Source organism: Kocuria sp. MNB10 (assembly GCF_054073685.1).
In genome coordinates, this window is record NZ_CM133411.1 from 408,485 (window position 1) to 429,136 (window position 20,652).

At 69.7% G+C, this 20,652-nt stretch carries 17 protein-coding genes and 1 riboswitch; of the genes, 4 read left to right on the forward strand and 13 right to left on the reverse strand.

All coding sequences use genetic code 11. The features are described 5' to 3' along the window. Positions 1-116: 116 nt before the first annotated feature. Positions 117-1,613: a CoA-acylating methylmalonate-semialdehyde dehydrogenase gene (locus tag ACW9PK_RS01815; RefSeq protein WP_457016320.1), complete on the reverse strand. Its 1,497-nt coding sequence runs from the start codon at positions 1,611-1,613 to the stop codon at positions 117-119. 122 nt (positions 1,614-1,735) lie between these two features. Beyond that, a complete protein-coding gene (locus ACW9PK_RS01820; RefSeq protein WP_368835856.1) occupies positions 1,736-2,755 on the reverse strand; it encodes a DMT family transporter in 1,020 nt (339 codons plus the stop codon). A 37-nt stretch (positions 2,756-2,792) separates the two neighbouring features. Here ACW9PK_RS01820 and ACW9PK_RS01825 point away from each other — a divergent pair, with 37 nt between their 5' ends. Beyond that, complete coding sequence (locus ACW9PK_RS01825; protein ID WP_064846925.1) at positions 2,793-3,029, forward strand: RNA-binding S4 domain-containing protein; 237 nt, start codon at positions 2,793-2,795, stop codon at positions 3,027-3,029. 4 nt (positions 3,030-3,033) lie between these two features. Here the strand turns inward: ACW9PK_RS01825 and ACW9PK_RS01830 are convergent, their stop codons facing one another. Beyond that, positions 3,034-3,687 carry an alpha/beta hydrolase gene (locus ACW9PK_RS01830; protein ID WP_064846924.1) on the reverse strand — a complete coding sequence of 218 codons (654 nt, stop codon included), beginning with the start codon at positions 3,685-3,687 and terminating at the stop codon, positions 3,034-3,036. A 75-nt stretch (positions 3,688-3,762) separates the two neighbouring features. On the opposite strand from ACW9PK_RS01830, the gene ACW9PK_RS01835 reads away from it, so the two are divergent. Then, the gene (locus ACW9PK_RS01835; protein ID WP_085106631.1) at positions 3,763-4,611 is read left to right on the forward strand and encodes an SGNH/GDSL hydrolase family protein; all 849 of its coding nucleotides are present in this window, start codon (positions 3,763-3,765) and stop codon (positions 4,609-4,611) included. Positions 4,612-4,721: 110 nt separating this feature from the next. Here ACW9PK_RS01835 and metX read toward each other — a convergent pair whose 3' ends face one another. The 3 genes from metX to ACW9PK_RS01850 form a co-directional block, all read right to left on the reverse strand. Next, positions 4,722-5,879, reverse strand: a complete 1,158-nt coding sequence (metX, locus tag ACW9PK_RS01840; protein WP_457016321.1) for a homoserine O-acetyltransferase MetX — start codon at positions 5,877-5,879, stop codon at positions 4,722-4,724. A gap of 2 nt (positions 5,880-5,881) precedes the next feature. After that, on the reverse strand, positions 5,882-7,270 hold the full coding sequence (locus ACW9PK_RS01845) for a bifunctional o-acetylhomoserine/o-acetylserine sulfhydrylase (RefSeq protein WP_144999036.1): 1,389 nt from the start codon (positions 7,268-7,270) through the stop codon (positions 5,882-5,884). Between the two features lie 76 nt (positions 7,271-7,346). Continuing rightward, positions 7,347-7,467, reverse strand: a riboswitch (SAM riboswitch). Further along, the gene (locus ACW9PK_RS01850; RefSeq protein ID WP_457016322.1) at positions 7,432-7,743 is read right to left on the reverse strand and encodes a hypothetical protein; all 312 of its coding nucleotides are present in this window, start codon (positions 7,741-7,743) and stop codon (positions 7,432-7,434) included. It overlaps the preceding riboswitch by 36 nt. Positions 7,744-8,434: 691 nt before the next feature. Here ACW9PK_RS01850 and ACW9PK_RS01855 point away from each other — a divergent pair. Further along, positions 8,435-9,073 carry a VOC family protein gene (locus ACW9PK_RS01855; RefSeq protein WP_064846920.1) on the forward strand — a complete coding sequence of 213 codons (639 nt, stop codon included), beginning with the start codon at positions 8,435-8,437 and terminating at the stop codon, positions 9,071-9,073. A gap of 51 nt (positions 9,074-9,124) precedes the next feature. On the opposite strand, the gene ACW9PK_RS01860 is transcribed toward ACW9PK_RS01855, so the two are convergent. After that, positions 9,125-9,889 carry a CPBP family intramembrane glutamic endopeptidase gene (locus ACW9PK_RS01860; protein ID WP_457016323.1) on the reverse strand — a complete coding sequence of 255 codons (765 nt, stop codon included), beginning with the start codon at positions 9,887-9,889 and terminating at the stop codon, positions 9,125-9,127. Between the two features lie 68 nt (positions 9,890-9,957). On the opposite strand from ACW9PK_RS01860, the gene ACW9PK_RS01865 reads away from it, so the two are divergent. Continuing rightward, the gene (locus tag ACW9PK_RS01865; RefSeq protein WP_457016324.1) at positions 9,958-12,300 is read left to right on the forward strand and encodes a S9 family peptidase; all 2,343 of its coding nucleotides are present in this window, start codon (positions 9,958-9,960) and stop codon (positions 12,298-12,300) included. Here ACW9PK_RS01865 and ACW9PK_RS01870 read toward each other — a convergent pair. The 6 genes from ACW9PK_RS01870 to ACW9PK_RS01895 form a co-directional block, all read right to left on the reverse strand. Further along, positions 12,279-13,409, reverse strand: coding sequence for an NAD(P)/FAD-dependent oxidoreductase (locus ACW9PK_RS01870; protein ID WP_457016325.1), 1,131 nt, complete (start codon positions 13,407-13,409; stop codon positions 12,279-12,281). The genes ACW9PK_RS01865 and ACW9PK_RS01870 overlap by 22 nt on opposite strands. 240 nt (positions 13,410-13,649) lie before the next feature. Continuing rightward, the gene (locus ACW9PK_RS01875; protein ID WP_368835851.1) at positions 13,650-14,372 is read right to left on the reverse strand and encodes a transglycosylase family protein; all 723 of its coding nucleotides are present in this window, start codon (positions 14,370-14,372) and stop codon (positions 13,650-13,652) included. A gap of 434 nt (positions 14,373-14,806) precedes the next feature. Next, a complete protein-coding gene (locus ACW9PK_RS01880; RefSeq protein ID WP_368835850.1) occupies positions 14,807-15,664 on the reverse strand; it encodes an inositol monophosphatase in 858 nt (285 codons plus the stop codon). Positions 15,665-15,672: 8 nt separating this feature from the next. After that, a complete protein-coding gene (gene ligA, locus ACW9PK_RS01885; RefSeq protein ID WP_457016326.1) occupies positions 15,673-18,075 on the reverse strand; it encodes an NAD-dependent DNA ligase LigA in 2,403 nt (800 codons plus the stop codon). Between the two features lie 89 nt (positions 18,076-18,164). Beyond that, positions 18,165-19,241, reverse strand: a complete 1,077-nt coding sequence (locus tag ACW9PK_RS01890; protein ID WP_367404344.1) for a MaoC/PaaZ C-terminal domain-containing protein — start codon at positions 19,239-19,241, stop codon at positions 18,165-18,167. Between the two features lie 4 nt (positions 19,242-19,245). Beyond that, positions 19,246-20,628, reverse strand: a complete 1,383-nt coding sequence (locus tag ACW9PK_RS01895) for a 3-oxoacyl-ACP reductase (RefSeq protein ID WP_312795334.1) — start codon at positions 20,626-20,628, stop codon at positions 19,246-19,248. Between the last annotated feature and the right edge of the window lie 24 nt (positions 20,629-20,652).

The following is a 20,652-nucleotide window of genomic DNA, read 5'->3' on the forward strand; positions in this document are numbered from 1 at the left end:
TCGGTTCGGGCGTTCGGCTCGGGTCGCGAAGTGCGGGTCGTGAGGCGCGGGACCTATGGGGCGGGGACCAGGGCCGGGCCCCGTGGAAGGGAACCCGCGGCCGCCCGCGGGCCCGCTCAGCTGCCGGCGGGCATCACGAAGCTCGAGCCCTCCTTGGCCCCGGAGGGCCAGCGCGTGGTCACGGTCTTGGTCTTCGTGTAGAACTTCAACCCGTCCGTGCCGTGCTGGTTGAGGTCGCCGAAACCGGAGGCCTTCCACCCGCCGAAGGTGTAGTACGCGATGGGCACGGGGATCGGGACGTTCACGCCCACCATCCCCACGTCCACCCGGGACGTGAAGTCGCGCGCGGTGTCCCCGTCGCGCGTGAAGATGGCCACGCCGTTGCCGTACTCGTGCTCGGAGGGCAGGCGCAGGGCCTCCTCGTAGTCCTCGGCACGCACAACACACAGCACGGGGCCGAAGATCTCGTCCTTGTAGATCTGCATGTCCGGTGTGACGTGGTCGAACAGGGTGGCCCCGACCCAGAAGCCGTCGGGGTGACCCGCGACCTCCGCGCCGCGCCCGTCCACGAGCAGCGTGGCGCCCTCCTGCTCACCGATGCCGATGTAGCGCTCGATGCGTTCCTTGGCGTCCGGGCCCACGACCGGGCCGAAGTCCGAAGCCGGGTCGAGGGACGGGCCCAGGGTGAGTTGGTCAATGCGTTCGCGCAGCAGGTCGACCAACCGGTCTGCGGTGGCCTCCCCCACGGGCACCGCCACGGACACCGCCATACAGCGCTCCCCCGCGGAGCCGTAGGCGGCGCCCATGAGAGCGTCCGCGGCCTGCTCGAGGTCCGCGTCCGGCATGATGACCATGTGGTTCTTGGCACCCCCAAAGCACTGGGCGCGCTTGTTGTGCTGCGCGGCGGCCACGTAGATGGACTGGGCGATCGGACTCGAACCCACGAATCCCATGGCCTTGACGCGCGGGTCCTCGATCAGCGCGTCCACGGCGGTCTTGTCCCCGTGGACCACGTTCAGCACGCCCTCGGGCATCCCGGCCTCGACGGCGAGTTCCGCGAGCCGCACGGGCACGGACGGGTCGCGCTCCGAGGGCTTGAGCACGAACGTGTTGCCCGCTGCGAGCGCGATGCCGGTCTTCCACAGCGGGATCATGGCCGGGAAATTGAACGGTGTGATCCCCGCGACCACGCCGAGGGGCTGGCGGACCGAGTGGACGTCGATCCCCGTGCCGGCGTTCTCGGAGAACTCCCCCTTGAGCAGGTGGGGTGCCCCGGCGGCGAATTCCACGACCTCGACGCCGCGCTGAATGTCCCCGCGCGCGTCCTCCAGCGTCTTGCCGTGTTCGTTGGACAGCAGCTCGGCCAGCTCGTCCGCGTTCTCGTTAATCCGGTCCACCCATTTGAGCAAGAGCCGCCCCCGGCGTTGGGGGTTGAGCGCGGACCATACGGGGAACGCCTCCTGGGCCGAGATGACGGCGCGCTCGACCTCGTCCGCGGTGGCCAGGGGCACCTGCGCCGCGACCGTGCCCCGCACGGGGTTGTAGACGTCCCCGAATCGCCCGGACTCCCCCGGGACGCGTGTGCCTGCGATGAAATGTGGGATCTGGGTCATGGTCGTCTCCTCGCGGCGCTCCAGTGTGACGTGCGTCTCACGAAAAATCTAACGACAAACCATTACACGTGCAATCAATCGTGGGGCGACGGATTCCCGACCACACCACGCAGAATCGCGCCTCAGGAAAGGCGGCGTGAACCCCACGGGAGTGTGACGACCACGAGGCCCACGAGGGTGGCCAGCGTGCCCGCGACCGTGACGGGGGTGACCACGGTGGCCGCGGTGGGCACGGCGACGTCGAGCACGAGCGCCCCAAGCAGCATGCCCGTCACGAGCCCCAGGCTGGTCTGCAGCACACCCACGTGCCGGGCCAGCACCGCCCCGGCGGCCACGAACACGATGCCCAGGATCCCGCCCGTGTAGAGCCACCACTCGTGGGGCCACTGCACGGGTCCGGGGCGCGTGAGCCAGCGGGCCACACCGGCCACGACCACGAGTGCCACGGTCCCGGCCGCGAAGTTCGTGAGCGTGGATGTGAGGGGCGTCCCTGTGGCCGCGGCAATGTGAGCGTTCCACGCCGTCTGCACCGTGTTGAGCACACCCGCCAGAACCGGCAACGCCACCGCGCCCACGAGCGCCGGGGTGGACATGTGCAGGGAACCCGCCGAGAACCGCGGCACCATGGCCACGGCCACGGCGGCCAGGATCAGGACGGTACCGAGCACCCTGTAGCGGCTCAGCGGTTGCATCCCGCCGGGGCCGATCCCCCACCGGTCCACGAGCATCCCGCCCAGGGACTGGCCCACCACGAGACCCAGGATGAACACGGACACGCCCAGCAGCGCCGTCGTGAGCGTCTGCGCGATCACGAGGTACGCGCCGAAGACCCCGGCCAGGAAGTACCACCAGCGGATCCGCCGCGTGCGCAGCACGCCCGGCAACCGCGCCGCGCCGCGCCGGCCCGCAGGCAGTAGGACGGAGCCCACGAGCAACACTGCGAACCCGATCCCGAAGCTCACGAGCGCGGCGAGGTACGGGTCCCCCATGGCGCGGCCCAGCGCGCCGTTGAACCGCGACTGGACGGCCAGGCACGACCCCGCCAGGATACTCAGCACGACCCCCGTGAGCAGGACGAGCGGGCTCCGGGCGGGCGCGTGTGGAGTGGGGGCGCGACGGCGGACGGGGGTGGAAGAGGTCACCGATGAAGACTACTCCCGAGCCTGCGAGGATGGACCCATGCATCACGACGACTACGAAGAACTCCCGATCCGTGACGAGATGATCCGATTGGGCCAAGCGCTCAAGCTCGCGAACCTCGCGGAGGACGGCCAACACGCCAAGCACTTGGTGTCAGAGGGGCAGGTCACGGTGAACGGCGCGGTGGAACTGCGCCGCGGCGCGCAACTGCACGCCGGAGACGTGATCGCGGTGGTCGGGGCGGAGCTGCCGCCCGTGCGCATCGTGACGGGCTGACGCCCTACGAGGTCGCGTCCACGGCGGCCTGGAGATACTCCTTAATGTGCGCGAGTTCCTCCGGGCAGACCCCGTGACCGATGCCCCGGTACTGGATCTTGGTCAGCTCGGTGTGGTCGTTGGCCCACTCGGCGGTGCCGTCTACGAGCACCGAGGTGATCACGGGGTCCTCCGGGTCCCGGCCCCAGAACATGCGCAGCGGCTCGGCGCGCAGTCGATCGTCCCGGAAGAAATCAGCTTGGGCGTCGTCGGGCGCCACGGGGATCACGAACCCGGACATCCCCACGACGGCGTCCACGAGCTCGGGGACGTGACGCGCCACGGTCGTGGCCATGGCCATGCCCTGGGAGAACCCCAGTAGGAAGACGTGCGTGTGCTGCTGGGACTCTTCGCGCAACCACTCGATCACGGCCTCGGCCGCGGCGACCACGGCGTCCGTGGTGAACGCGAGATCTGCGGCCAACGGGAACCATTGGAAACCCATACCCGCGCGCTGCGGTGCGCGCACGGACGCGTACGTGTAGCCCTGCGGTAGCGCGAAGCTCAGGGCCATGAGGTCTTCCTCGTACGAACCGTAGCCGTGGAACATGACCACCAAGGGTGTTCCGGCGCGGTCCTGCGGTTCGTTGTTCCAGATCACGTGGGGAGCTTGCTGCATGGTTCCATCCTGACATGCCCACCCGGCGCTGCCCGCGGGCCTGAGTCGTTCAGGCGGGTGTGTTAGAAACCTGGTATGGATAAGAGCACGCACTCCCGAGCCCCCTCCGACCCGAAGCACCCTTGGCACCGCATGGTCTCGATCGGCGATTCTTTCACGGAGGGCGTCGGCGATCCCGACGACGCCGTCCCCGGCGGTGTGCGCGGTTGGGCCGATCGCGTGGCCGAGGAGCTCGCGCGCCACACCGACGACTTCGCGTACGCCAACCTCGCGATCCGCGGTCGGCTCTTCCAGGGCATCGTGGACGAACAGCTGGAACCGGCCATCGAACTGCGCCCGGACCTCGTGACCATCAGCGCGGGCGGCAACGACATGCTGCGACCCGGTGCGGATCCGGACGACATCGCGGTGCGGCTCGACGCCGTGATCGAGAAACTCGCCGCCACGGGTGCCACGGTCACGATGTTCGACGGCCCGGACATCGGCAACACCCCCGTGCTGCGCGGCATCCGCGGGCGCGTGGCGATCTTCAACGAGAACGTGCGCGTGGTGGCCGCCCGGCACGACGCCGTGATGGTGGACCTCTGGGGACTGCAGCAACTGGGGGAACCTGCCATGTGGGCACCGGACCGGTTGCACTTCTCGCCCCTGGGCCACCAGCTCATCGCGTGCGAGGTCCTGGACTCCCTGGGGGTCGAGCACGACCTGGTTCCCGGTGAACTCGGGGACCGCCCCGCGCGCACGTGGCGCGAGGCGCGTCGAGAGGACCTCGTGTGGGCCGGGAAGTACCTGGTCCCGTGGGTCGGCCGCCGGATCCGGCGTCGCAGCTCGGGGGACAACATCACCGCCAAGCGCCCTTCGTTCGGGCGCACCACGATCCCCGGTGCGGGCGAGGGCATCCCTGTCGAGGACCGGGAGGCCTGAGCCGGCCCGGGGCCGGGTCACCCAGTCCCGCCAGTCAGGGCCGCGCCCACTGAAGCCGACCCGTTCCCACCGGGTCTCACCGCTGAAGCCGACCCGTCAGGGCTCCCTGCTCAGTCCCGCAGCACGGTCTCCCGCAGCAACATGCCCACCTGCGGAGTTTCGATCAGGAACCCGTCGTGCCCGCTCGGGGACGTGATCGTGTGCAGCTCCTGCTCCCCCGGCAGCGCAGCCACGAGTTCGGCGGATTCCGAGGGGAAGAACAACCGATCGGAGTCCACCGCGGCCACGAGCCACTCGCACCGCGTGCGGGCGAGGACGTCCCGTAGCTCGCCGCGGCCCCGAGCGACGTCGTGCGACATCAAGGTCTCGTTGACACTCAGGTACGAGTTCGCGTCGAAGCGGCCCGCGAGTTTGGACGCCTGGTGGTCCAGGTAGCTCTCCACCTGGTACCGACCGCGGTCCGCGACGTGGGTGGCCTCGGGGTCCTCACGGGGTTGGGGTTCGCGGCCGAAGCGCGTTTCCAGCTCGTGCGCGCTGCGATAGGTGATGTGCGCGATCCGCCGCGCGAGCCCCAGACCCGCCTCCGGGTACTCGCCCGCGTAGTAGTCGCCGCCCCGGAAGTTCGGGTCCTGGCGGATCGCGAGCGACTGTGCCTGTCCCCACGCGAGCTGCTCGGCACCCACGCGCGCGTTGGCCGCGATCACGGCGCACGCGGCCACCCGATCCGGGTGGGACACGGCCCACTCGAGGGCGCGAGCTCCGCCCATGGACCCGCCGATCACGAGCCGCCACCGGGAGACTCCGAGCGCCCGAGCGAGCAGGGCCTCCGCGGTCACCGAGTCCCGCACGGTCACGCGCGGGAAACGCGAGCCCCACGGGACGCCGTCCGGTGCGGGGCTCGCGGGTCCCGTGCTGCCGTAGCACCCACCCAGGATGTTGGCGCACACCACGAAGTAGCGGTCCGTGTCGATCGCGGCACCCGGGCCCACGAGTCCGTCCCACCAACCGTCCGCCGCGGCGGCCGCGCCCTCGGGAGCGCTCGCGGCGTCCTCATGCCCCGCACCACCGCGCGCCACGTGCGTGTCACCCGTGAGCGCGTGCTCGATCAGCACCGCGTTGGAACCGTCCGCCGCGAGCTCGCCCCACGTCTCGTACGCGAGGTGCACGTCCGGCAGCCGGAACCGGGACTCGAGCACGAGCTCGCCGAGTTCGGCCCGCCGTACGACGCCGTCGCACCGCGTGCGCGGCCCGTTGCCCACGACCGTCATGGTCAGTTCCCCGTGTCCTCCGCCGACGACGCCGCGTCGCCGGCAGCGTCGCCGCGCGCACCCACCGCGGCGAATCCGGACTCGAGGTCCGCGAGGATGTCGTCGATGCCCTCGACACCCACGGACAGCCGCACGAATCCCGGTTCCACGCCGGCCGCGAGCTGCTCCTCGTCCTTGAGCTGGGCGTGCGTCGTGGAGGCGGGGTGAATCACGAGCGAGCGCACGTCACCGATGTTCGCCACGTTGGAGTGCAGGCTCAGGGCGTCCACGAACGCGACACCGGCGTCCCGACCGCCGTCGAGCACGAAGCCGAGCACCGACCCGGCGCCGTTGGGCGCGTACTTCAGGGCGCGGTCGTGCCAGCGCGAGGACTCGAGACCGGCGTAGGACACCGAGCGCACCTCGGGGCGGGCCTCGAGCCACTCGGCGACCTTCTGCGCGTTGGCCACGTGACGTTCCATGCGCAACGACAGCGTCTCGATGCCCTGCTCGATCAAGAACGCGTTGAACGGAGAGATCGAGGTCCCCAGATCGCGCAGCAACTGCACGCGCGCTTTGAGGATGTACGAGAGGTTGACGCCGAAGGCCCCGTCGGCACCGAGATCACGGGCGTAGACGAGTCCGTTGTACGTCTCGTCCGGTTGGTTGAAACCGGGGAAGCGCTCGGGGTCCCGCGAGTAGTCGAACGCTCCGGAGTCCACGATGAACCCGCCGATCGCCGTGCCGTGGCCGCCCAGGAACTTGGTGGCCGAGTGCAGCACGATGTCCGCGCCCCACTCGATGGGCCGCACCAGGTAGGGCGTGGCGATCGTGTTGTCCACGATGAGCGGGACACCCGCCTCGTGGGCGATCCCGGCGATCGTCTCGATGTCGAACACGTCGTTGCGGGGGTTCGGGATGGATTCACCGAAGAACGCCACGGTGTTCTCGCGCACCGCGTCCCGCCACTGCGCGGGATTGTCCGGGTCCGAGACGAACGTGGTCTCCACACCCATGCGCGGCAGCGTGTGCTTGAGCAGGTTGTACGACCCGCCGTACAGGGACGGGCTGGCCACCACGTGGGTCCCGGCGCCGCCCAGGTTAAGGATCGCGAGCGTGGCCGCGGCCTGCCCGGAGGAGACCATCAGGGCCCCCACGCCGCCCTCGAGGGACGCGACCCGGTTCTCCACGACCTCCGTGGTGGGGTTGGTCAGGCGCGAGTAGATGGGCCCCATCTCCTCGAGCGCGAACCGGGCCGCCGCCGTGCGGGCGTCCGGGAACACGAAGGACGTGGTCTGGTGGATCGGCAGGGCGCGCGACCCGGTCACAGGGTCGGGGTTCTGGCCCGCGTGGATCTGTCGGGTTTCGAACGACCAGCCCTGGGGATTGTCGGGGGTGGGAGCGGTGCTCATGGCCGTACTCCTTCTCGGAGGGATCAGGGGTCCGGTGGCGATCCGCACGGTGCCCGTGCTGTGACCGGGCACCAACGACCCGCGCTTGCCGCATGACGTCGGTCGACGCCACGGCCAGGTCCTCACCCAGGGCACCCCACCGCGGAAGGGAGGGTTGCCGGTCAGCTAGCTGGGGCTTCGCGCTGACTCTCGTGACCTATTACCTCATTGTCCGAACCCGGCGGGGCGGGAGTCAAGCCGGGGACGCTGCGAGCGGGCTCGGGGTCAGTGGCCGCTCGTTCCTGCTGTTCCATCTCCCGGGTGTGCAGTTCCCGGTCCTTCATCTCACGTGGATGGACGTAGAACAGACCCGTGAGCACCGCGATCACGAACACCGCGAGCATCACGAAGAACAACGGCCGCACGCCGGTCAGGTAGATGACGGGGATGGCCAGCACCGTGACCAACCCGCCCCCGAAGAACGGTTCGAACACCAGCTGTTTGTAACCGAACGCCTCGAACACCGGGTCTTGGCCTCCGGGTCCACCACGCGCATGAGGATCAGCCCGGTGGCGGTCACCCCCATGGACGGGTGGTAGTCACCGATACCGCGCGCGAGCCAGTAGCGACCGATGATGTGGGGTGCCAACCACAAGAAAATGGCCACGTTGAACGCGATGCCGACCACCGCCAGGATGGTGAACGCCGCCAGCCACGGCCGCGATGGACATGTGCAGGGAGAACGGTTCCACGGAGGACGGGCAGCTGGTCATGGTGCCAGCGGAGTAGTACTCGTCGCTGCGGAACAGGCTCTGGACCCAACCCACCTTGACGCGCACGAACTTCCCCAGGAGCAGGGCGACTCGGAGGATCAGGAGTGTGAAACCGACGGCATTTGCGGACACGGGAACCACCTCGTAGTGATCGGGATCGATATCGGTCTCAGGTCACATATCGAGGGCTCGGTCGGAGACTCCCCGGCTGATGCTGCGGACTCCAGCCTCTGAGATGCGCGTCTCGTTGACCTGGACCAACACAGTCCCCGCCCGGATCAGCCGTCCCGATGTCAGGTCTCGGGAGGTGCGGAGAGCCGGCCCTGCCCACCGGACCGGGCGGCGCAGGTCACACACTCGCCGGGCTCGCGCTCGATTTGGTGGCCCGTGTGGCCGGTGCCACCATGGCGTCATGAACTTGGATCACGTTTCCTTCGCGGCTCAGCCCGACGGCCTCGAGGCCACCACCGAACGCATCGCGAACCGGTTGGGGATCGAACCGGTCAAGGGCGGTGTGCACCCCCGTTTCGGCACCCGGAACATGATCCTGCCGCTCACCGACCACCAGTACGTGGAGGTCGTCACGGTGCTCGAGCACCCCGCCGCGGAGAAGGCGCCGTTCGGTCAGGCCGTCCGTGCCCGTTCCGATGCCGGCGGCGGCTGGCTCGGCTGGGTCGTAGAGGTCCCCGACCTCGCGCCCTTCGAGGCCAAGCTGGGCCGCCCCTCCGTGCCCGGTGGCCGGTTGTTCCCCGACGGTCGGCAGCTCGAATGGCATCAGATCGGCGTGAAGGGTTTGATCTCCGACCCGCAGTTGCCGTTCATGGTGCACTTCGATTCCGAGGACGAGATGCACCCGTCCCAGGCGCGGATCACGGACGTCCGGTTGAGCGGAATGGAGATCGCCGGCTCCCCCGACCGCGTCACGGAGTGGCTCGGCGGTCCCGTGGAGGACGTCCTGGGCTCGCTGGACGTCACCTGGTGCGCCCCCAATGGCACCCCCGGGGTCATGGCCGTCTCGTTCGACACCCCGGACGGCACCGTCACCATTTGATCTGGTTCCCTTCGGTGCGGCCGACGACGCCGCTCCGCCCGGTCTCCGGCATCAGCCCGCGAGCAGTTGCGGGGCCAGGAAGCCCACGGTGTCCAGGAGGGCGTGGGCGATCAGCAGCGGCATGAGTCGACCGCCGCGGCGGTAGAGCCACACGAACACGAGTCCCATGACCAGGTTCCCGAGCGTGGGTCCGAACCCCTGGTACAGGTGATAGCTGGCCCGCACCACCGCGGAGGCCACCGCCACGAGCCACCACGACCATCCGAGGGATCGCAAGCGCTCGCACAGGAACGCCACCACGATCATCTCTTCCACGATCGAGTGGCGCAGCGCGGAGAGCACGAGCAAAGAAACCGCCCACCAGGTCTGCTCCATGGTGGATGTGGTGATCTGCGCGGTGATCTCCAGGGACCGGCCCACCTGATAGAGCACCAGGGTGCCGCCGCCCATCACCGCGAACAGGCCCATTCCCCACAGCGTGTCCCACACGGGTCTGCGCCCATCCACCCCGATCCTGCACAGCACGCCGGGGATCCCCCGCGCCACCCCGGCCATGAGGTACAGGGCCAGCAGCACGGGGACGAGCGCGAAGCCGATGCCCGTGAGCTGACGCAACGCGTCGATCAGGGGGACGCTGCTCAGGGGCCGGTTGAGCGTCGTCGTGGTGTCGGCCAGCGAGGACCGCATGAGCACCTCGGCCAGATCCAGCACGGCGTAGACCGCGGACGCCCCGAGGGACACGCCGAGCACCAGGACGATCTGAAGCCACGTGTCGGCGCGCGACATGCCGCGCTGCGAAGGGGTGGGAGTCTGCACGGGACCATTGTGGCCGCTCGCGAGCGGGACCACGTCTGCGCATCCCCACCCGCCCCTAGACTGTGGGCATGACTTCCGAGCAGCCGTCCTATCCCGTGGCCCCGAGCCGCCCGGTGGAACGCACGTTCCACCGGCACACCTTCGCCGATCCCTACGAGTGGCTCCGGGACAAGGACTCCCCCGAGGTGCGCTCGCACCTGGACGCCGAGAACGCCTACGCGGAGGCCACGACCGAGGATCTGGCGCCCCTGCGCGAGCGGATCTACGGGGAGATCAAGGACCGCACGCTCGAGACGGACCTGTCCGTGCCGTCGCGTCGCGGGGACTGGTGGTACTTCACGCGCACGGTCGAGGGCGGCGCCCACCAGATCTTCTGCCGCGTCCCGGTCACCGACCCCGCGCAGTGGACACCGCCCACCGTGGAACCGGGCACCGCACTGGACGGCGAACAGACCCTCCTGGACGCTAACGCCGCATCCCAGGAGCACGACTTCTACGCGCTGGGCGCCTTCAGCGTGTCGGAGGACGGCTCCAGGTTGGCCTGGTCCGAGGACACCGCAGGTGACGAACGGTTCACGATCCAGGTCAAGGATCTCGCTACGGGACAACTTCTCGCGGACCGGATCGAGCAGACCTCGTACGGCGCGTTCCTCACACCGGACGCCTCCCAGCTGATCTACATCGTCGTGGACGAGTCCTGGCGGCCGTGGTGCGTGTACCGGCACGTCATCGGCCAAGACGCATCCTCCGACGAGCTGCTGTTCCAGGAGGACGACCCCGGTCTGTGGCTCGGGGCCGAGCTCTCCGCGGACAAGCAGTGGCTCATGCTGTCCTCGTCCTGCTCGGAGTACAGCGAGTACCGGATCCTGCCGTTGACCGAGCTGGCCGGCTCCCCCACGGATGAGCCGGTCGCCGATGCGTCCGACGACACCGCTGGGCCGGCTTCCCTGCCCTGGCGCATCATGATCTCGCGCGAGGACCGGGTGCTCTACGAGGTGGAACCCCTCACGGTGGCCGGCCAGGACTACGTGCTCCTGACCCACGACGCGCACGCCCCCAACGGCCGGGTGAGCCTCATGCCGCTCGGGCACGCGGGCCGTGCCCTCGCGGACCTCGAGCTCACGGATGTCATCCCGGCGTCGGAGGACGTGCGGATCGAGTCCTGTGTTCCCACCGCCACCCACCTGGTCGTGGCCCTGCGCGCGGACACCACGCCCCGGGTCCGCCTGATCCCGCGCCGCGCGGTGGACGAGATCGTTGCGGGCCCACGCGAGGCCGTGCCCTCGACATCGGACACGGGCTCAGGACGCCTTGCGGACTCGGACGACGCCGCGGCGTCGAGCGCGGCGGCCGGTGCGGCGTCGCCGTCGCTGCTGGACGGGGCCGAGGCCGCGTTCGACGAGGAGCTCTACACGAGTGGCGTGCTCTCCGCGGAGTACGAGAACCCCGTGGTGCGGGTGTCCTACACGTCCTTCGTGACGCCGCCGCGCGTCTACGACATCCCCACGGCCGAACCCGGCGAGTCCGGGACGAACGAGTACGGCGTGGGCGATCCCGTCCTGCGGCGCGAGGCCACCGTGCTGGGCGGGTACCGCAGCCAGGACTACACCGTGGAACGGGACTGGGCCGTGACCGAGGACGGGACCCGGATCCCCGTGAGCATCGTGCGCCGCGCGGACCTGGACCCCACCCGCCCCGCACCCGTGCTCCAGTACGCCTACGGGTCCTACGAGATCAGCACGGACCCCGGCTTCTCAGTGTCCCGGTTGTCGCTGCTGGACCGGGGCGTGATCTGGGCGGTCGCGCACGTGCGCGGCGGTGGCGAACTCGGCCGCGGGTGGTACGAGAACGGTAAGAAGGACACCAAGACCAACACGTTCACCGACTACGTGGCCGTCACCCGCCACCTCGCCACCCGCCCGGACGTGGACGCCCAGCGGATCGCCGTGATGGGTGGCTCGGCCGGCGGCCTGCTCGTGGGAGCCGTGCTCAACCTCGCGCCCGAGCTGTACTGTGCGGCGCTCGCGGCGGTCCCGTTCGTGGACCCGCTGACGTCCATGCTCATGCCCGAGCTGCCGCTCACCGCCCTCGAGTGGGAGGAGTGGGGCAACCCCGTGGACTCGGCCGAGGTCTACGAGTACATGCGTTCATACTCCCCCTACGAGAACCTCCGGGACGCGGACTACCCGCCCGTCCTGGCGGTCACGAGCCTCAACGACACCCGCGTGCTGTACGTGGAACCGGCCAAGTGGGTCGCCGCCCTGCGCACTCGTGCCCGGCACCCGGAGACCGTGGTGCTGCGCTGTGAGATGGCGGGCGGCCACGGTGGCGCGTCCGGGCGCTATTCGCAGTGGAAGGACACGGCCTGGGAGTACGCGTGGCTCGCGCGCTACCTGGGGGTCGCGGACTGATCGGGTGAGCCGTCCGGGGCCAGAGCATCGCGAGTGGCGGGGCTGAGCCAGTCCCCCACCTCACCGCGCAGCACCAGTTCCGCGGCAGCCCTGGCGAGTGCCGAACTCGTCTGGAACCCATACCCGCCCTGGCCCGCGAGCCAGAACATCCCCGGTGCCACCGGGTCCCAGCCGCACACGGGGACGTCGCTCGGACGCTCCGTGCGCAGTCCGGTCCACGCCTTGACCACGCCCGTGATCCGCAGGCTGGTCTCCCGCTCAATCGTGGCGATCAGCCCGGCGACGGCGCCCTCGTGCGGTTGGGCATCGCACGGTTCGCTGGGTTTGGCCTCCCCGAGCGAGATCATGGCGCCCGCGGCATCGGGGCGGTAGTACCAGTCCTCGGCGGCATCGTCGACCATGGGGTGTTCCGGCGGCATGGGCTCGGCCAAGGTTACGAGGGCCGCCGTGCGCCGCAGAGGCCGTAATCCCTGGGGCGCCGCGCCGAACAGCGCTCCCACCTCGTCCGCCCACGCACCCGCGGCATTGACGACCGTGGCGGCACGCACGGTCTTCGGCCGGGCGGCGTCGAGGGTCAGCTCCCACAGGTCCCCGGCCCGCCTGGCATCGGTCACGCGGCTGTTCGTCCGGATCTCGACGCCGGCCGCCAGCGCTCGCTCGCGATGCCATGCCACGAGGGCGGTGGCATCCGTGCGCACGGCGGACTCGTCCACGGCGGCGGTCCGGAAGCGCTGCGGGTTTACCCGCAGTTCGGGGCACAGCTCGAACAGTTCGGCGCCCTCAAGGGTACGCAGCCCGGGAACAGTCATGGCGGCCACGTCCTCGGGCGAGCCGGCGACGACGAACGAGCTGGGCCACGCGAGCGGCGCCGCCAGATAGTTGCCAGCTTCGAGCAACCGGGCAATGCTCCAGCGGGTGAGCTCGAGCACCGGTTCCGGACCGTAGCTCGGGATCAGTTGCTGCGCGGACCGGGAGGACGTGTGCATGGCCGCGTCCCGTTCCGCCTCCAACACGAGGATTCCCTCGCCAGTCCCCCGGTGTTCCGCCAGCTCCGAGGCCGCGGACAATCCGGCGATGCCTGCTCCAATGATCGCGATCTCAGTCGTCATGACCTCATTGTGGCACCCCACAGGTCGCATCCCGGAAGCCGGAGAGGAATCCTCCGGCTCGGCAATCGGGGCCCCGCAGGATGCCGTGGCGTGAAGCCCACACCGTGGGATCCGGACCGGTTCCGGGTATGACGAAGCCCCGCCCCACACCGGGATCGGTGCGGGGCGGGGCTTCGAGGGGTCAGCGGCGGACCTCGGTCCACCGCATCACCCGGTCATCGCGAGCGATGAGTGCCTGGATCAGGCGGGGATGTTCAGAACCTGGCCCGGGAAGATCAGGTTGGCGTCCGCCACGGTGCCGGAGTTGGCGGCGAACAGGGCCTGCCAGCCACCGTTGACACCCAGCTTGTTGGCGATGGTGCCCAGGGTGTCCCCGGCCTGCACGGTGTAGGTGCCGGCGGCGGGAGCGGCCTGCTGCACGGGAGCCGCGGGAGCGGAGTAGGTCACGGCCGGAGCCTGGGCCACGGGGGCAGCCTGCTGAACCGGAGCGGCCTGCTGCACGGGGGCAGCCTGCTTCACGGGCGCGGCCTGCTGGACCGGAGCGGGAGCAGCCTGCTGCACCGGGGCAGCCTGCTTCACGGAGGACGCCTGGGTGCTCACCGAGGCGGCGGAGGCGACGCCCCCACCGTTGCCGGACAGGCCGAGCTTGGCGGAGCAAGCGGGCCATGCGCCCCAGCCCTGACCCTGCAGGACGTTCTCGGCCACGCGGATCTGCTCCCCCTTGGAAGCCCCCTGAGCGGAACCGGTGCCGCCGAAGGCAGCCCAGGTGCTCGGGGTGAACTGCAGACCGCCGGAGAAACCGTTACCGGTGTTGGTGCCCCAGTTGCCACCGGACTCGCACTGAGCCAGGGCGTCCCACGTGGAGACGGGAGCGGCGTTGGCGGGAACGGCGAAGGCGCCCACGGCCACGCCGCCCATCAGGACAGCAGCGGCACCACGGCGAATAGCGGTTGAAGTCTTCATTATGCTCCGTAAGGCCACCTACGCTCGTTCCCATCCCTGGGTGTCTTCGCGCCGTCGTCCACCCTTGACAGTTGGTGTTAGGGGTAGAAACTACGGAATGCTGCCATACAGACGACGTACGGTGTTGCGGCAACATCCAGCACAAGCCGAGCCACGGATCGAGCGGGCCCGGAAGCGAACTTCCGCTCACGAAAGTCCGCTGAGGAAGTTGATAATAACGATAACGTAACGTTCCGGGCGTTGCCAAGCAGAAAGTTACTTTTTCGTTATCCCGTTTCTGGGGACACCCCCAGTCGCGGACACGTATCACGGCCACCACGGCCGATCAACTCCGGCCACGCTAGGCCACCCGCGACGAACGGGTCAACCCGACCCGGGTTCCCGGCTCGCATAACGGTGTGATTGCCAACCGATAACGGTGTGATTACCACTACTCAGCGCGGGGCCCAGGCCGCGATCACACTGGTCACGCGGGTCTTTTCGTATGCGTTCGCGATCGCACTGCCCGCTGAGTGTTCTTGCTCACTCAGCGCCGGTGGAACGGGCAGATCGGGGCGCTGCACCACCGCCCCGGCCTCGTGGGCGATCAATGCGCCGGCCGCCCAGTCGTGCTCGTGCAGTCCACGTTCGGAGTAACCGTCCAGGGTGCCGTCGGCCACCATGCAGAGATCCAGGGAGGCCGCTCCCAGGCGCCGCATGTCCGAGAAGTTCTCCATGATGTCCAGGAACGAGCCGAATTGCTCACGCCGCACGGCGGGGTCGTACGAGAAACCCGTGCCGTAGAGCGCGCCCCGGCGGCCGGGGACCGGACCCGTGAGCCTCGTGTCCCGTCCGTCCCGCCGGACCCACGCACCCAGGCCTGCGACGCCGTAATAGATCCGCCCGAGAGCGGGGGCGTTCACGACCCCTACGAGCCAGTTCCCGTGCTCGTCGCACGCGGCCACGGAGGTGGCGTAGTACACGATGTCCCGGATGAAGTTGGTGGTCCCGTCCAGCGGGTCCACCGACCACCGCACGGGGCTGCGGTGCTCGGGCACGTACGTTCCCGATTCCTCCCCCGTGATGGCGTCCCGGGGCCGTTCACGGCGCAGGACGGCACTCACAGCCTCCTCCGCGGCGACGTCGAAAGACGTCACCCAGTCGCCGTCCGAGGACTTGGTCTGTGCGTGGAACTCGGCGCTGTCACGACCGCTCAGGACATCGGCCCCGGCCTGTGCGGCGCGCAGCGCGACCTCCAACAGCTCCTGCAGTTCGTCCGACCCCGGACCCAACCCTTCCAGTGCATCCGCCATCTCGCGTCTCACTTCCCCGCGTTGTCGTGGGATGCAGCGGCATCCGGGGCGTCAGCCGCGGCGCCCTGGCCATCCGACTCGGCCACGTCCGGGGCCGAGGCCTCCGGGTCACCGTCCTGGGCGTCCTCGGCCGAGGACGCTCCCGGTGCGGCAGCGGCGTCGTGGAACGCCGACGGGCCCTGCGCGAGCAAGCGCTCGAAACCGGCCTCGTCCAGCACGGGAACCCCGAGGGACTCCGCCTTGTCGAGCTTGGAACCCGCGTTCTCGCCAGCCACCAGGAACGCCGTCTTCCTGGACACCGACCCGGACGCCTTGCCGCCGCGTTTTAGGATGGCCTCCTTCGCGGAGTCCCGGCTGTAGGCCTCGAGCGATCCCGTGACCACCACGGTGACTCCCTCAAGTGTGCGGGGGGTGGACTCGTCCACCTCTTCCTCCATGCGCACACCCGCGGCGGCCCAGCGGTCCACGACCTCACACCGCCACGGCTCCTCGAAGAACTCGATGACGGCCTGCGCGATGACGGGGCCCACCCCGTCCGTGCCCGCGAGCGTGTCCAGGTCCGCCGAGCGGATCGCGTCCATGCTGCGCAGGGACGTGGCCAGCGAGCGCGCGGCCGTGGGACCCACGTGGCGGATGGACAGCGCCACGAGGATCCGCCACAGGTCGGTGTCCTTGGCCTGTTCCATCTGCTGGAACATGATCTCCGTGGTCTTGGAGGGCACGCTCGGCTTGTTCTTGGTGGGCTTGGTCCAGAAGTACGGGACGAGTTCGGGGGTGACCCGCTGGGTCTTCTCCCCCGTCTCCTTGTCCGTGACGGTGCGCCGGGAGTCCCGCCACACCTTCACCTTCTTGAGGTCCTCCGGCGTGAGATCGAACAACCCGGCCTCGTTGCGCAGCGGGGGCACGGAGAACTCGGTGCCGTCCGGTGCGTCCTGGGGAACAGGTTGGGTCAGGGCCTTGGCCGCTTCCTCGCCCAGTGCCTCGATGTCGAAGGCCCCGCGACTCGCCGCGTGGTTGACGCGCTCCTTGAGCTGGGACGGGCACGTCTCCGCATTGGGGCAGCGGATGTCCACGTCCCCCTCCTTGGCGGGACGCAGGGGCGTGCCGCACGACGGGCACTCGGTGGGCATCACGAATTCCCGCTCCGTGCCGTCCCGCAGTGCGACGACGGGCCCCACGATCTCCGGGATGACGTCACCGGCCTTGCGCAGCACCACGGTGTCCCCGATGAGCACGCCCTTGGCCTTGACCACGTCCTGGTTGTGCAGGGTGGCCATCTCCACGGTGGAACCCGCCACGCGCACCGGGTCCATGAGCCCGAAGGGCGTGACGCGACCGGTACGACCCACGTTGACCAGGATGTCCACGAGTTTCGTATTGACCTCCTCCGGCGGGTACTTGTACGCCACGGCCCACCGGGGGACGCGGGAGGTGTAGCCGAGCCGGAACTGCGTGCGGCGGTCGTCCACCTTGATCACGATGCCGTCGATCTCGTGCAGCAGGCTGTGACGCTTCTCGCCGTACTCGGCGATGAACTCGAGCACCTTCTCCATCGAGTCCAGGACCCGGGAGTACGGGCTCACGGGCAGTCCCCAGTCCCGCAGGACGTCGTACGCCTGCGACTGCGTCTCCAGCTCGAAACCGCGGGAGAACCCGATGCCGTGCACGAACATGGACAGCGGCCGTCGCGCGGTGACCTGCGGGTCCTTCTGGCGCAGGGACCCCGCCGCGGCGTTACGGGGGTTCGCGAACGGCGCACGGCCTTCTTCCACGATGGCCTCGTTGAGGGCGCGGAAATCCTTGGATGAGATGAACACCTCGCCGCGGATCTCGACCTCTTCGGGGAAGTCCTCACCGGTCAGCCGCTGCGGGATGGTCTTGATGGTGGCCACGTTGTGGGTGATGTCCTCACCCGTGGTGCCGTCCCCGCGCGTGGCGGCCCGGACAAGCACACCGTTGCGGTACAGCAGGTTCACGGCCAGGCCGTCGATCTTGACCTCGCTCAACCACGCCACGGTGGGCGCACCCGGCAACTGCTCGACCTGCTGCTGGGCGCGGGTCAACCACGCCATGAGCTCGTCCGTGGAGAAGACGTCCTCGAGCGAGTACATCTTCTCGAGGTGCTTCACGGCGCTGAACGCCGCGGAAACGTCACCGCCCACCTCCTGCGTGGGGGAATCGTTCGCCTTGAGTTCGGGATGCAGGGCCTCGAACTCCTCGAGGGAGCGGTACAACCGGTCGTACTCGGCGTCCGACATGACGGGTTGGTCGTGGACGTAGTACGCCGTGCGTGCTTCGCGGACGCGGTCCGCGAGATCGGCGTACTCCTCCCGCAGTGTCTCGCTGGGCTCGTCCGGATTGAGGCTCTGGCCCGTGGCGTCCGTGGCCCGCCGCGCGTTGTCTGTGCTCACGCCCCCCATTGTGTCCCACCCCACCGACAGACACGAACACCCCCGGAACCTCGGTCCCGGGGGTGTTCGTCAGGCGGATCAGCGAGCGGTCACAGGGCCGTGACCGTGACCTCCGCGTGTGGGCGTTGCCGCTTGGGGTCCCACACGAGGACGCGGGAACCGCGCCAGTGGGCGCCCCGACCGTCGTCGTCCACCGAGACCGCCACCGTAGTTGGCAGCTGCACCGGGACGGCGAAGTCCACGGACCACGCGAAGGGGACCTCCGCGGGCACGCCGGTCAGCGCCAGCGCACGCGAGGCCGTGTACATCCCGTGCGCGATCGCCCCTTTCATCCCGAGCGCCTTGGCGGACGGGTCGGAGAGGTGGATGGGGTTGTAGTCGCCGCTGACCGCCGCGTAGTCCCGCCCGGTCCCGGCGCCCAGGACCCACTGCGCGGTCTGCTGCGGCGGATCGAACGGTGCGCGCTCGTGGGAGGACTCCTCGGGAACGCGCGCGCCCTCGTCCGCGATCGCGGTGTGCACGCCCTTGGCCAGGTACGTGGAGCGCCCGGCCCAGACCACGGACCCGCCCTCGCGGGACAGTGTCACCACGGCGTCCACCGTGGTCCCGGACCGGTGGGTGCCCAAATTCTCGGTCCACGCCGTGGCGGTGAGCCGCTCCCCCACGGCCACGTCCGTGACGTGGCGGATGGTGTTGCTCAGGTGCACCATGCCCAGCACGGGCAGGGGGAAGTCCTTGCGCGTGAGCACCGACATGGCCACGGGGAACGCGAGCGCGTGCAGCGCACCCGAGAACACCGTGGTGTGCTGCGACCCCGGGGCCACGGGATGCGTGCTTGCGTGCACCACGCGGCAGAACTTCTCGTGCCACTCGGGTTCCGCGCTAACGTCCTCCACGACGTGGGCCACGCGCGGCACCTGCAGGGCAGCCCCCACGCGTTCCGTGCGGGACTTACGCAGCGCGCCGGGCAGCACGCGCCCCACGGGCGAGTCGCGCAGAGCCGGGAGCACCTTGTGCGTGGCCGCAGCGGCGGCGTCGGAAGCCGCCGACGACGCCGCGCGCGCCCCCGCGGACGCGTACAGCGCGGGCAGCTTCACCGAACCCGCCGGCTGGACGAGTTCGTAGTCGGAGGGAACGGTGGGCAGGACCGGGTCAGGAGTGCTCATGCGATCATGCTCCCACGAGGCTCTGGCCGCACACGCGCAACGTCTGACCGTTGATCCCACCGGCGGCGTCCGAGAGCAGGAACGTGATGGCCTGTGCCACGTCCTCCGGCGTACCGCCCTGCTGCAGGGAGTTCAACCGGCGGGAGATCTGGCGGCGGGCCGCCGGGATCTTGGCCGTCATGTCCGACTCGATGAACCCGGGAGCCACGGCGTTGATGGTCCCGCCCTTCTCCGCGATCAGCGGTGCCGTGGCGGCCACCGCACCGATCACCCCGGCCTTGGAGGCGGCGTAGTTGGTCTGACCGCGGTTGCCCGCCACGCCGCTCGTGGACGCGAGGCACACGATGCGCGGCGCCGGGCCCAGCTGATCGGAGGCGAGCAGGGTCTCGGTGATCCGCAACTGCGATTCGATGTTAACCGCGATCACGGAATCCCACTTGGCCTGGTCCATGTTGGCAAGCATCTTGTCCCGCGTGATGCCCGCGTTGTGCACCACGAGGTCCAGCCGGCCGTACCGGGCCACCGCGAGGTCCAGGATCTTCTGTCCGGCCTGCGGGTCCGTGACGTCCAGCTGCAACGCGGGCACGCGCAGTTCGTTGGCGAGCTTGCTCAGCGCGTCACCGGCGGCGGGCACGTCCACGGGGATGACCGTGGCGCCCGAGGCCGCGAGCGTACGCGTGACCTGTGCGCCGATCCCGCGTGCGGCACCCGTGACCACTGCGACCTTGCCCGCGACGGGGTGCACCCAGTCCACGTCCGCGTCCCCGCGGTCGTCACCCACCGTCAGGAACTGCCCGTCCACGTACGCGCTGCGGCCCGAGAGGAAGAAGCGCAGGGCGCCCGTGACACCGGGAGCGTCCGCAGCGACGTCGTCCGCGAGCAGGATGCCGTTGGCGGTCACGCCGCCGCGCATCTCCTGGGCGATCGAGCGCAGCATGCCCACGACACCCTGGCGCGCCGCGGCCTGCGACGGGGTCAACTGCCGCGCGCCGGGCAGCGTGCCCGACGCTGCTCCGGTCCCGATCCCGGGCGCCGGTCGCGACAACGTGATGACCCGCCCGCCCGGGCGCAGCTTGCGCACGGCCGAGGCCAGCTCAAGGGCGGCGTCCGCGAGATCGGCGGGGCTGTCGACCTCCGTGTAGTCGATCACCACCGCACCCACCCGGTCCACGTCCTGAGCGTGCCGGCGCACGTCCAGGTCCCAGCCGAGCAGGGCCGACGACGCGGCGTCGCCCGCCGCACCCCGGCCGAGCACGAGCACGGAGCCGCTCGGGAAGTCCCCGTCCGCGGTGAACCGGCGCAGCGTGACCGGGCGCGGGAGGCCCAGTTTGCCGGCGAGCTGCTTGCCCAGCCCCGAATTGACCATGTCCAGATATGTGTCCGTCACTTGTGTCCTCTCCCAGAAATCGTG